The organism is Nocardia testacea NBRC 100365, assembly GCF_000308775.1.
Taxonomy (GTDB): domain Bacteria; phylum Actinomycetota; class Actinomycetes; order Mycobacteriales; family Mycobacteriaceae; genus Nocardia; species Nocardia testacea.
This window is the reverse complement of record NZ_BAGJ01000244.1, coordinates 1-11384: the sequence shown is the minus strand read 5'-3', so window position 1 is coordinate 11384 and position 11384 is coordinate 1. Positions and strand designations below refer to the sequence as shown.

At 64.8% G+C, this 11384-nt stretch carries 13 protein-coding genes; 7 read left to right on the top strand and 6 right to left on the bottom strand.

Annotated elements, in window-relative coordinates; genetic code table 11:
- Positions 1 to 167: 167 nt before the first annotated feature.
- Entirely contained in the window at positions 168 to 887 is a 720-nt protein-coding gene (locus ON38_RS34360; protein ID WP_157181903.1) for a GNAT family N-acetyltransferase, read from the bottom strand.
- 258 nt (positions 888 to 1145) lie between these two features.
- Between ON38_RS34360 and ON38_RS26140 the strand changes: the two genes are divergently transcribed.
- The gene (locus ON38_RS26140) at positions 1146 to 2258 is read left to right on the top strand and encodes a DUF4238 domain-containing protein (RefSeq protein ID WP_039827671.1); all 1113 of its coding nucleotides are present in this window, start codon (positions 1146 to 1148) and stop codon (positions 2256 to 2258) included.
- 535 nt (positions 2259 to 2793) lie between these two features.
- Complete coding sequence (locus ON38_RS26135) at positions 2794 to 3462, top strand: VOC family protein (protein WP_085995489.1); 669 nt, start codon at positions 2794 to 2796, stop codon at positions 3460 to 3462.
- Positions 3463 to 3719: 257 nt separating this feature from the next.
- Here ON38_RS26135 and ON38_RS36310 read toward each other — a convergent pair whose 3' ends face one another.
- Positions 3720 to 4028, bottom strand: a complete 309-nt coding sequence (locus ON38_RS36310) for a putative antibiotic biosynthesis monooxygenase (RefSeq protein WP_157181902.1) — start codon at positions 4026 to 4028, stop codon at positions 3720 to 3722.
- Between the two features lie 228 nt (positions 4029 to 4256).
- Here ON38_RS36310 and ON38_RS26125 point away from each other — a divergent pair, with 228 nt between their 5' ends.
- Positions 4257 to 4754 carry a cupin domain-containing protein gene (locus ON38_RS26125; protein ID WP_039827670.1) on the top strand — a complete coding sequence of 166 codons (498 nt, stop codon included), beginning with the start codon at positions 4257 to 4259 and terminating at the stop codon, positions 4752 to 4754.
- A gap of 357 nt (positions 4755 to 5111) precedes the next feature.
- Here the strand turns inward: ON38_RS26125 and ON38_RS26120 are convergent, their stop codons facing one another.
- Positions 5112 to 5477 carry a MerR family transcriptional regulator gene (locus ON38_RS26120; protein WP_039827673.1) on the bottom strand — a complete coding sequence of 122 codons (366 nt, stop codon included), beginning with the start codon at positions 5475 to 5477 and terminating at the stop codon, positions 5112 to 5114.
- 10 nt (positions 5478 to 5487) lie between these two features.
- Positions 5488 to 6246, bottom strand: a complete 759-nt coding sequence (locus tag ON38_RS26115; RefSeq protein WP_218000837.1) for an SDR family NAD(P)-dependent oxidoreductase — start codon at positions 6244 to 6246, stop codon at positions 5488 to 5490.
- Between the two features lie 237 nt (positions 6247 to 6483).
- Here ON38_RS26115 and ON38_RS26110 point away from each other — a divergent pair, with 237 nt between their 5' ends.
- From ON38_RS26110 to ON38_RS26100, 3 genes are all read left to right on the top strand, one after another.
- Complete coding sequence (locus tag ON38_RS26110; protein ID WP_157181901.1) at positions 6484 to 6759, top strand: hypothetical protein; 276 nt, start codon at positions 6484 to 6486, stop codon at positions 6757 to 6759.
- Between the two features lie 459 nt (positions 6760 to 7218).
- Entirely contained in the window at positions 7219 to 8742 is a 1524-nt protein-coding gene (locus tag ON38_RS26105) for a SulP family inorganic anion transporter (protein ID WP_039827668.1), read from the top strand.
- A 3-nt stretch (positions 8743 to 8745) separates the two neighbouring features.
- Positions 8746 to 9150, top strand: a complete 405-nt coding sequence (locus tag ON38_RS26100) for a MerR family transcriptional regulator (RefSeq protein WP_039827667.1) — start codon at positions 8746 to 8748, stop codon at positions 9148 to 9150.
- Here ON38_RS26100 and ON38_RS37635 read toward each other — a convergent pair.
- Together ON38_RS37635 and ON38_RS26095 are read right to left on the bottom strand one after the other, a co-directional pair.
- Positions 9102 to 9404, bottom strand: coding sequence for a hypothetical protein (locus ON38_RS37635; protein ID WP_245564212.1), 303 nt, complete (start codon positions 9402 to 9404; stop codon positions 9102 to 9104). The genes ON38_RS26100 and ON38_RS37635 overlap by 49 nt on opposite strands.
- Positions 9374 to 10489 carry an MFS transporter gene (locus ON38_RS26095; protein ID WP_245564211.1) on the bottom strand — a complete coding sequence of 372 codons (1116 nt, stop codon included), beginning with the start codon at positions 10487 to 10489 and terminating at the stop codon, positions 9374 to 9376. Before ON38_RS26095 ends, ON38_RS37635 begins: the two co-directional genes overlap by 31 nt.
- A gap of 119 nt (positions 10490 to 10608) precedes the next feature.
- Here ON38_RS26095 and ON38_RS26090 point away from each other — a divergent pair, with 119 nt between their 5' ends.
- Positions 10609 to 11232 (top strand): TetR/AcrR family transcriptional regulator, encoded by a 624-nt coding sequence (locus tag ON38_RS26090; RefSeq protein ID WP_039827666.1) that lies wholly within the window; start codon positions 10609 to 10611, stop codon positions 11230 to 11232.
- Positions 11233 to 11384: the final 152 nt, after the last annotated feature.

Genomic DNA, 11384 nt, shown 5'->3' with positions numbered 1-11384 from the left:
CCGGCCACGGTGAACAACTCCTACGCCCGCGTCGGCGCACCGGCCGGGCCTGGCTGCGTCTGTTCATCAAAGGCGTATTCCTGGACGGATTCACGCCTGAGCATCGCTGACCAGCGATTATAGTTCGCAGACTTGTTCAACAATGCACCAATTCATGAACACTCGTGTCAGGAGAGGTCATGCCGCATCTGGTCCAAACGGAGGGAATCATCTGCCCAGTGGGGCTTTGCTTCGCCAGTGAACTCGAACCCGTTGCGGAGATAGAGGTTCTTGGCATGATCGTTGTTGTCGCGTACCCATAGGTTGACCGCGGCACAGTTGTTGTTTTTGGCCCATTTCAGGGCTGTCTGTATCAGGCTGTCACTTGTGCCCGTGCCGCGAGCGGTGGGATCGACATTGACCGCCGCCATCTCCCTGACCTGTGGGTTGTCCGTGGCTACCAGGCGAACCCGCCCTATCGGCTCGTCGGCGTGGAAGGCAACGAAACTTTCGATGGTGTCGAAGTCCTTGCGGTAGTCCTGTTCAGTTTTCTTCTCCATGTCTGCACGTGAGGATCTGAAGTCGAGTGGATTTCGTCCGACGTGCTTCAGGCCGAAATACCGGTTCACCTGCCATTCGTCGGTGGTCAAGCGGCGTATCTCGGTTGCTGTGAGCCGACCACCGGGCGCATCGCGCCCCTGAAGCGCACCATGCCCGGCCGAACTGTCAACTTCGGGTGCGGCGCGTGTGGCCGAGTCGAGGTCATGGTCTTTCAACACATGGGCCGCTTCGTCTGCTTCTCCGGCCACCTCCGAGATGTCGCGGTGCAGGATGTGGGTGACACCGTCGACGAGTGCCGTTTTCGTCCGCTCAAGCATGTGCTTCAATGCCCGAAGCGCTTCTGCCACAATGCTCCTCCAGCAACCAAACCAGCGTTTTGCACTTCCTCCGGCTCGGCGTGCGACGGCAGATCATTACACACCGGCACGTCCGATGTCACTGTCGGATGTATGAAAGGCCGTTTAGCAGATACCAACCGGCGCGCGGATGCGGATGGCGTGCGCGACGCGTGTCTCGAAATCTTGGTAATGAGACAGGCTCTCGGTGACTACTACCGGAACTCCAACCCGCAACCACCATCGTTGCGGCGCCGATACTCTGCGTGGATGGCCCTCGATTTCCTATCGGTGCTCGCTTCTCTACGTCCCTTCCGGCATCGATGGCTTGGCGCGGCGTTCATTGCCGAGTCGAAAAGCCAGGCATGGGCAGATACCACCAAGAAGCAGCACTACGTACCAGAGTCCTACCTGAAGCGTTGGGCTATCGATGGCCTAGTGCAGCCCTTCCAGGTCGACATGCGCGTGGCGCACCCGCCACAGCCGCCGAAGGAAGTAGGTAGGGCGAGGAACCTCTACACCCTGCCGGAGTACGGCGCCACCATGGACTTGCCGATCCGCTGGGTGGAGAAGCACCTATCGCGAATCGAAGGTCTGTGCGCCAAGCACCTCGATGGACTGATCGATCGCGACGCCGGCCCGGTGAACAATGCCGTCCTTCTCCAAGACATGTCGGTGTTTCTGGGCCTGCAAGCTACTCGGACCATCAGCCAGCGCGAACGGCATCTCGCGATCATCAACGGTCCGAGGGCCGCGAAGCGGGAGTTTCTGACGAGAACCACACCGGGTGCGGGGCCAGTCGAGATCTACCGGCGGATGCAGCCACACTTCAGCGATCCCAAGCATGAGGCGATCCGCCTGATGGTCGAGGACGTCCGCAACAGCGTTGCGCCTCTGCTCTATCGCCGAAATTGGGCGGTCTACCGGACTGCCGCTCCTGTTGCTACCTGCGACGACCCGGTGCTCTTCCTGGATGGGCCACCGTTCGAACGCTCGTTCTCCACAGGCGGAATGAGCGCTGTGGTTCTGTATCCCCTCGACCCGTTTCACCTGCTGGTCATGCTGCGCTGGGACCTGCACCACCGCGCTCCGTTCCTACTCGACGTCGAGGAGACCGCGAGCATCAATCTGGAGATCATCGCCTCCGCAACCCGTACGTCATTCGAGCGCCCCGGCGACAATATCGGCGCCGACCACTCGGTTCCGCCCCGCGATTCCGAACCAGAACTCACGGACGAAGCGGTGCAGTCACTCGAACCCGCGACGGCCCTTGAGTACATGTTCGGCAGGGCACGCCGCGTCAGCAGATGGATCGAGGCCGACACTGCTCCCGAATGGCCTGTACCGCGCTGGTACGGCTCTGATACTTCCTCCCGGGTCTAACAGGCATGCGGGGTCCAACCGGCCGGAATCCGGCGTTAGCCGGAACGACTTCGCGCCTGACCAGGCGGTTTTGGTGGCGCCAGTCCAAAATCCCGAATCCGGCGCTAACGGGTTGCCGCGGATAAGCCGATTATCTGCGGTAGGTGTGGTGCTGCACTGGGCGAATGCCCCCGCCAAGTGGTGCCGACTCCGCAAATTATCTGCGATAGATGGCTTACCGCCGGACTCCGGCCGTTTGGCCCCCTCGTGCCGAAACGACGCGCGCCGCCGACCTGGCGGCCGGATTGGCCGGAGCGAGTGACCGGCTGCGCCGCGCCACCCTGTCCATGAAAAGGCGGTTTCTGGACGAGATCGACCAACCAATCATCGCTGACCAGCGATGATTGGTCTATTCGGCGTCCAGGAATGCATCAATTGATGAACAGGGTTCCTGTCGCGACATCCGGTCGGCGATGGGTCTCTGCGATGCTTACGGACCGTGATCGCGCAGCCTTCTGGAGATCTGACCCCCCGCCCTGACGGAACATTCTGCTGGGTGGACCTGAAGACACGGGATCCGGACGCGGCGGCAGCTTTCTTCGAAGCCGCGCTGGGCTGGACTGTCGAGATCGACCAGGACTCGTGGCGGCGGGCCACCGTCATCCGGGTGGGCGCGCACCGCATCGGCGGCCTCAGCGATGTGACCGCAGCCATTTATCCGCCCGGGACCCCCGCGCACATCGCCTGCTACCTGGCGGTCGATGAAGTGGACGCGCGGGTCTCGGCCGCGGTCGAGGCCGGCGCCCGACTATTGGTGGCGCCCTTCGATGCCGGGGACGACGGTCGGATCGCGACACTGATCGATCCATTCGGCGCGCCAGTGTCGCTGTGGCGGCGGACGCCGGAGCGGGGCTGGACCCATCCGCGGGCGACCAGGGCGGCACCGCGGCGATTACAACACCTGAGCGCAGATCCACTGGCCGCCGCCGAGTTCTACCAGTGCCTCCTCGGAATGACGGATCCCGACGCCCATTTCACCGGGTTCGCAGAGGCGAACACGGTGCCGGTCTGGCGCCTGATTGTCGCCGTCGACTCCGTCACCGAGGTTCAACGGCGAGCCGGCGGGCTACCCGGCGGAACGGGGCGGGTGGATCCCGTAGACGACCAAGGCGTGGCTGCCGATCTCACCGCACCCGATGGCCTCACCTTCTCCATCGAGAGCTGACTCCGGGAACCGGTTTCGCAGCGGACCGAGGGCGGAGCATCCGAGGTACCGCTCTCCCTGGTGTCCAAAAAGAGGGTGGTTTTGGACAGAACCACGGTCGAATATATCAATGACCAGCGATTATCTGGCCTTTCAGTGTCCAATAACGCATCAATTTCTGAACACGGGCGCGCGCCCAGCCTGGCTGCCGGGTAGATGCCGGTGCCGGTTTCGGCTGTGGTGCCGCGCATACCTCGCGGCGAGATCGGCGAACGCCCTCATCGGCTCAGCCAGTCGGCGAAGTACCGGGACAGCGAAGGCATGATCACCCATACCATCGCTGCCACCGCGACCGGCATGATGCAGGCCAGCCGCAGCGGTGTCGGAAATGGTTCGAGTAGGGGAGCGGTGCTTATCACCAGAGCGGTGAGCAGCGGGTAGAGCCCGCCCATGGTCAGCAGCCAGAATTTCCATTTCGCCGGATGAGAGCCGGGTTCCCCTGCGCCGCCGCGGACGGCGTCATCGGTATGTGTCGGTAGCTCACTGTGTGCCGTCGCTCCTGCTGTGATTTCTCTCGTTCCGGCCATTTCGCACTCCTGTTCTGATCTGTCGTTGTGGAGTGGACGAAGCGGGCCGGGCGTCTGTGACAACGGCTGCCCCCGGGGTCGGGTGCCGAGGTGCTCTGGTCGGGCTCGCGGTACGAGGACGCTCCGACCAGATGGTTCGCCTGCGATGTCACACGCGGCGAGTCTGTTCCGTCGACTCTGCAGCAGACAGGAAACGGGTGCCGCACCCGCCGAGACTATGGAGTTCCGATGACCGCTTCCGCCCAGACCGCCCCCGTCCTGGTTCGTTCCGCTGAGGCCGAGACCCTCCAGGACGGCGCACTGAGTGTGATCACCCTGCTCGCCGATGCCGGTGCCACCGGGGGCGCGTTGACCGCCAACAAGGCGACCCTGCACAAGGGGTCTCCCGGTGCGCCCGCGCATTTCCACACCGCGGCAACCGAGATGTTCCTGGTGCTCGACGGTTCGGTACGGATGCTGCTCGGCGAGGAAATCGTGCGGCTCGAGCGGGGTGATTTCCTGACCGTGCCGCCCACGGTCCCGCACGCGTTCGCCCCGGCTGCCGACAGCGAGGCAGAACTGCTCGTCGTCTTCACCCCGGGCCTGCACCGGTTCGACTACTACCGGCTGCTCGAGCGCGTGTATCGCGGCGAGGCGAGTGTCGAGGAGATCCGCGCGAGTTCGCGGCGCTACGACAATCACTACGTCGACAGCCCGGTCTGGCGCAACGAACTCGCCAGAGGATGACCGAACAAACCGCAGCAGCGAGGCCGGCGACGGTCGGTGAACCCGCAGTCAGGAAGGCGATGCCCTCACAAGGGAGGCCGGGTTCCCACCGCGCCCGTGCCTTGGATGGTGCTATCGAGAACGAGTTGGGCAATCCGTCCAACCGAGTGTTCAGCAAAGGACGCTTGCCGTACAGACTCACTGGTGAACCATCGCTGACCAGCGATGATCGCACGCAGCCACTGTTCAGGAACGCATCAATTTATGGGCAGTGATTCGCCAACTGCGCGATCGGCTGGGATGGGACTGAGTCCGGGACCCAGAGTGGGGCACCGCCTCCCCATCCGGGCCGAGGATAGGCCGGAATCGCACTCCGCGTCAGCGCATTGGCCGACGATATGAGCCCGGGCTCATCGCTTCGATGAGACGGTTGCGGACGACGTTCAATGCGGCGATCTTCTCGTCCACCTCGTTGAGCCTGCGGGCGACAACCCGCGCGCTGGCGGGACAAAGCGTAGCGGCGGCGAGGTCCTGATCCAGGCAGGGCAGGAAGGCCCGGACGTCGTTGGTGGTGAGGCCGAGGGAGAGTAATAGCCGGATATTGCCGACGTGGCCAGGGGTTGTCTCGTCGTATTCCCGGTAGCCGTTGGGTGCCCGTTGGGGATGGAGCAGGCCCTGCTGTTCGTAATACCGCAGTGCGCGAATGGTGGTGCCGGCCGCGTTCGCCAGTTCTCCGATCAGCATCGTTCCATTTTCACCCGGCCGCACTCAGTCCGCCGTCGATGCGGATGACCGCGCCGGTGAGGTAGCCGGCCTCGGGGCGCGTTGCGTTCACGATCCACCACGCGATCTCGTCGGGCTCGGCGATGCGGCCCAGTGGGATTCGGGCCCGAATCTCCTTCCCTGCCGCGGCGATCTGCTCGTCGGATAGACCGGCGTGGGCGAGCACCGGTGTCGCCGTGATCCCGGGTGCCACCGACACAACGCGAATGCCCCGCTGCGCGAGTTCGACAGCCCATGTGTGGGTGAGGAAGTCGAGAGCCACTTTCGTGGATCCGTAGACCGAATTGTTCGGCCACCCGTAGTAGGGCGGGTTGGAGGTGACATTGACGATGGTGGCACCGGACCCCAGGTGCGGCAGAGCGTGCTGGGTGAGAAAGATCGGCGCGAGAAGATTCGTGGCGAGCTGTTCCTCGGCGACCCTCCGGTCGATGGCCCCGAGAGGAGCAGGTCGGGTGATCGCGGCATTGTTGATCAAGACATCGATGCGCCCGAAGGTCTCCAACCCCGCGGTCACGATATCGGCGGCGGCATTCGACTCGGTGATATCGGCCACGAATGCCCGAATGCGGGGGTGCTCGTCGGCTGTCTCCGCCAAGCGCGCGGCAGATCGGCCGACGATCAGGACGTCGGCGCCGGCGGCAGCGAATTGTCGGGCCGTCGCCTGACCGATCCCGCTGCCCCCTCCGGTAATGAGCACTGCTCTGCCGTGAAGGGTGTTCGTTTCTTCCATGTCCGAGACGCTAAGCCTTGACCCGGGCGTCAAGGTCAAGGCCCAGAGCGGGAGATTGGAAAGCTCAGGAGCGCAGACCGTGGCGGTCGAACCGCCAGAGTCCGGTGGCGACTCCACCCGCTCGCGGCACGAATCGATCCCGCACTGGGGCCGCTGCTCACCGCGCTGCCCTGTGAGCTGATATGGGCAACGACCTGGACTGATGAGGCCAACCGGTCCATCAGCCCGGTACTGGGTTTGCCGACGTTGGCCGTGCTGGATTGGCCGGACGAACAGGACGACCACATCGACGAATGGTTCGGGCTGCACTGGAAGACACGTGCCCTGGTCGAACTGGCTGCGGGCCGGCCGTTCATCTGGATCGACGACGAGATCGGCGACGGAGATAGGGAATGGGTGTCGGAACATCATCCCGGTCGAGCTCTTGTGTACCGCGTCGACCCACGAATGGGGCTACGGCCGACCGATCTCGACGCTGTCACCGAATGGCTCATGTCCACTGCAACACGGTGAGGGCAGTCGATGCGATCGGATACTCCCCTGCTCGGGACCGGATGCGAGGTGTTCACCAATGGAAATTTCTTGGACGAGATCGCCGCGGTAAACATCGCTGACCAGCGATGATATCGAAGGGCGCATGTCCAGAAATGCATCATTTTTTGAACAGCGGTCTCTTGTTGGCGGATCGTGATCGCCGTGCCGGGTCCTCGGTGATCCGTGGTGAGACGTTGGCCACGATTATGTCTATCCGGCTTGCAACTCTCCCCTAAGGGGAGAGTACTGTCGTGACGGATCGAGCGACTGTCGATCCCCTCGGGTGCGGCAGTCTGGCCGCGCTCGGCGGTTCTCGGTGAGGTCGAGCAGCTGCTCGACACCTCCTTTTTCTGTTCTTGCCCTGTGTTGTTCGGCCGGTGAGCGTCTGCTCGTCCGGCGGCGCTGTCGTGCGCGTATGACCTTTGGACGGAGTCTTTGATGGTTTCCACAACTCGTCGGCCGGAAGTGGTCGAGGGTTCGGTGTGGGCGGCGCTGCGCAGCCCGAAACGGCTGCGGATCGAGGTTCTGGCCGGTCTGGTGGTCGCGCTGGCGTTGATCCCGGAGGCGATCTCGTTCTCCATCATCGCCGGCGTGGACCCGCGGGTCGGGTTGTTCGCCTCGTTCACCATGGCGGTCACTATCGCGATCGTGGGCGGTCGCCGGGCCATGATCTCCGCGGCGACCGGGGCGATCGCGCTGGTCATCGCTCCGGTGGTCGAAGAGCACGGTCTGGACTATTTGATCGCGACCGTGCTGCTGGGCGGGGTGCTGCAGATCGTGCTGAGCGTGGTCGGGGTGGCGAAGCTGATGCGGTTCATCCCGCGCAGTGTGATGGTCGGGTTTGTCAACGCGCTCGCGATTCTGATCTTCACTGCCCAGCTGCCGCACCTGTTGGGGGTGCCGTGGCTGGTGTATCCGATGGTCGCGGCCGGTCTGGTGGTGATGGTGTTCCTGCCGAAACTGACGACCGTGGTCCCGGCGCCGCTGGTGGCGATCGTCGTGCTGACCGCGGCGACGATGGTGTTCGCGTTGAACGTTCCGAATGTCGGGGACGAGGGTGAGCTGCCGTCGAGCTTGCCGTCGTTCCTGATTCCGGATGTGCCGTTCACCCTGGAGACCTTGAAGATCATCGCCCCCTATGCGCTGGCGATGGCGCTGGTCGGGCTGCTGGAGTCGCTGATGACCGCCAAGCTGGTCGACGACATCACCGACAGCCATTCCGACAAGACCCGCGAGGGCTGGGGCCAGGGCGTGGCGAATGTGGTGACCGCGTTCTTCGGCGGGATGGGTGGCTGCGCGATGATCGGCCAGACCATGATCAACGTCAAGGTCTCCGGGGCCCGCACCCGTATCTCCACGTTCCTGGCCGGGGTGTTCCTGCTGATCCTGGTCGTGGGCCTGGGCGGGCTGGTCGCGCAGATCCCGATGGCGGCGCTGGTCGCGGTGATGATCATGGTGTCGGTGGGAACGATGGACTGGCATTCCATCGCCCCGAAAACGCTGCGGCGGATGCCTATCGCGGAGACCACGGTCATGCTGGTCACCGTCGGCGTCACCGTGGCCACCCACAACCTCGCCTACGGGGTGATCGCCGGTGTGCTGGTCGCGATGATCGCCTTCGCCCACCGGGTCGCGCACTTCACCCAGGTCACCGCGTTCGACGACCCGCGGATCGGTGAGGACGGTGTGCTGGAGGGGCGGCGGGTGTACAAGGTGCGCGGGGAGTTGTTCTTCGCCTCCAGCAACGATCTGGTCTACCAGTTCGACTACGCCACCGATCCGGACCATATCGTCATCGATATGTCCGACACCCATATCTGGGACGCCTCCACCGTCGCCACCCTCGACGCCATCACCACCAAATACGCCGCCAAGGGCAAAACGGTGGAAGTCGTCGGCCTCAACCCTGCTTCCGAAGCCCGACGCGACCGGCTCTCGGGTCATCTGGCCGGAGCGCACTGACCGATGGGCAGCGGCAGCGCCGAGAACGGTTTCCTGCAGATCGGCCAAGTCGCCGAGCGCACCGAGTTGTCGATCAAGACGATCCGCCACTACGAAGAAGTCGGATTGGTGATCCCCTCGGCGCGTTCGGCCGGCGGGTTCCGCCTCTACACCACCGCGGATGTGGAACGGCTGCTGGTGATCCGGCGCATGAAACCCCTCGGATTCACCCTGGCGGAGATGAAACAACTCCTCGACGCCTTCGACGTTCTCGGCGACCCCGCCACCACCATCGAACAACGTGAGCATGCCCGGGAGTTCCTCCAGCAGTGCCGGGACCGGACCCGCGACAGCGCGCAGCGGCTGCGCCGGCACCTGGCCTACGCCGAAGAATTCGGTGACCTGCTTACCACCCGATCGCAGTCCTGAGCACCGGGTAGCAGCCACGCGGCGGCCGCGACCACGGCCATGACCACCGCGATCACCGCGAACGCCCGGTTGTAGCCGGTCAACGCCGCGGGCGTGGCCACGGTGATCAGCACCGCCAGTCCGAGCGCTGCACCGACCTGTTTGGTGGCGTTCATCAACCCCGCCGCCGCCCCGGCGTCCTCTCGGTCGACCCCGGAGGTGACCGCGGCGGTGAGCGGGGTGTTCAGCAGCCTCGCGCCGATACTGAACACCACGCCGGGCCCAGGATCCCGATGAGGTAGCTGCTGCCTGGGTGCAGCTGGGCCTGCCAGGCGAACCCGGCCGCCGCCACTACAGCACCCACCGCGATCAGCACCCGTTTCTCGATGTGGCGCATCAACCACGGTGTCACCCACACCCCGACCGTGAGGGTGACCAGGGTGTGCGGCAGGAACGCCAACCCGGTCTGCAGCGGGCCGTAGCCGAGTCCGGCCTGCATCGACAACGTCAGGAAAAACCACATCGGGTTCAAACACGCCCCGGCCAGCAGCAACAGCGTGTTACCCACGGTCACCGACCGGATCCGCAACAACCGCACCGGAATCAACGGCGCGCGCGCCCACCGCGTCTGCACCCACGCGAACCCCGCCAGCAGCCCGGCACCTGCCCCGAGTCCGGTCACCGCGGGGGTCGAGGCCCAGCCGGTGTTCGCGGCTTGCCCGACCCCGTAGGCCAGGGCGGCCAGCCCGCCGGTCACCAGCACCGCTCCCGGCACATCCAACCGCGGCCGGGCTGTCGGCCGATCCACCGCGATCACCCGCACCGCCGCCGCCAGCGCGAGCAACCCGACCGGCACATTGATCAACAGCGTCGCCCGCCACGACCACCACTCGGTCAACACCCCACCCAGTAGATTGCCCGCGGTGCCGCCGGCCATCCCGATTCCCGTCCACACCGCCAACGCCCGCGTCCGGCCCGGCCCCTCGACGAAGGTGGCGGTCACAATCGCCAAGGTCACCGGCGCCAGCGCCGCCGCCCCCACACCTTGCACCGCCCGGGCCCCGATCAACCAGCCACCCGAGCCTGCCAGCCCACCCACCAGACTCGCCGCGGTGAACAACCCCAACCCCGCCAGCAGCATCCACCGCCGACCGAGCAGATCGGCCAACCGCCCACCCAGCAGCAGCAACCCCGCGAACACGAGCGCATACGCGTTGACCACCCACCCCAACGCCACCTCACCCAAACCCAGCGAGGACCGCATCGACGGCAACGCCACATTCACCACCGAGATATCGAGCACCACCATGAACTGCGCCGCACACACCACCGCCAGCACCACCACCGCCCCCACCGGCACCGAAGAGTCCCCTCGCGCTGCCCGACCCGGATCCAGCCGCATACCCAGCCACCACCCTCCACAGTGATACACCTGTACCGTATACACTTGTATCAAAATGTGGAGTCAGGAGGAACCCCGTGCCCAGGACCGCCGACCACACCGCCCGCCGCACCCAGATCGCCGACGCCCTGGTCCGCGTCGCCGCACGCGAGGGCCTGCACGCGGTCACCATGCGCTCGGTCGCCGCCGAAGCCGGCATCTCACTACGCCTGGTGCAGTACTACTTCCACACCAAAACCGGACTCCTGCTCGGCGCCCTGCAACACCTCGAACACCAATCCCAGCAGCGCTGGGCTCAACGGCTGGCCGGGCTTCCCGACCCACCCCCACCACGGGAATTCGTCGAAGCATTCCTCACCGAGGCCCTGCCGACCGACGAACCCAGCCGGGTCTTCCACCTGGTCGGCACCTCCTACGCCATGCTCGCCCTCACCGACCCCGACCTGGACACACCCTCCTTCGCCGCCGGAATCGACCGCCTCCGAAACCAACTCGCCGACACCCTCACCACCGCCGCCGACCACGGCGAACTCGCCCCCGGCCTCAACCCCCAGCACGAAGCCACCCGACTGGTCGCTCTCGCCAACGGAATCGGCACCAGCATCCTGGCCGGCCACCACAGCACCCACACCGCCCTCGAACTCCTGAACTACCACCTCGACCAACTCTTCCCACCCACCCCCGCCGCCATCCGTCCATAAAAAGGCAGGTTACTGAACAAAGAGCCGGGGTTGATCATCGCTGAACAGCGATAATGACAGCGTATATGTCCAAAAAGCATCGATTAATGAACACATCTCGGCGGTTATCGCCGAACCCGAAACAAGTGGTGCTTACGCAGCGCAAACCCCAC

Excerpts from the sequence above, each read along its gene's own strand:
- ON38_RS26140 (WP_039827671.1), top strand. The coding sequence starts at position 1,146 with ATGGCCCTCGATTTCCTATCGGTGCTCGCTTCTCTACGTCCCTTCCGG.
- ON38_RS36310 (WP_157181902.1), bottom strand. The coding sequence starts at position 4,028 with ATGGCCGGAACGAGAGAAATCACAGCAGGAGCGACGGCACACAGTGAG.
- ON38_RS26125 (WP_039827670.1), top strand. The coding sequence starts at position 4,257 with ATGACCGCTTCCGCCCAGACCGCCCCCGTCCTGGTTCGTTCCGCTGAG.
- ON38_RS26120 (WP_039827673.1), bottom strand. The coding sequence starts at position 5,477 with ATGCTGATCGGAGAACTGGCGAACGCGGCCGGCACCACCATTCGCGCA.
- ON38_RS26115 (WP_218000837.1), bottom strand. The coding sequence starts at position 6,246 with ATGGAAGAAACGAACACCCTTCACGGCAGAGCAGTGCTCATTACCGGA.
- ON38_RS26105 (WP_039827668.1), top strand. The coding sequence starts at position 7,219 with ATGGTTTCCACAACTCGTCGGCCGGAAGTGGTCGAGGGTTCGGTGTGG.
- ON38_RS26100 (WP_039827667.1), top strand. The coding sequence starts at position 8,746 with ATGGGCAGCGGCAGCGCCGAGAACGGTTTCCTGCAGATCGGCCAAGTC.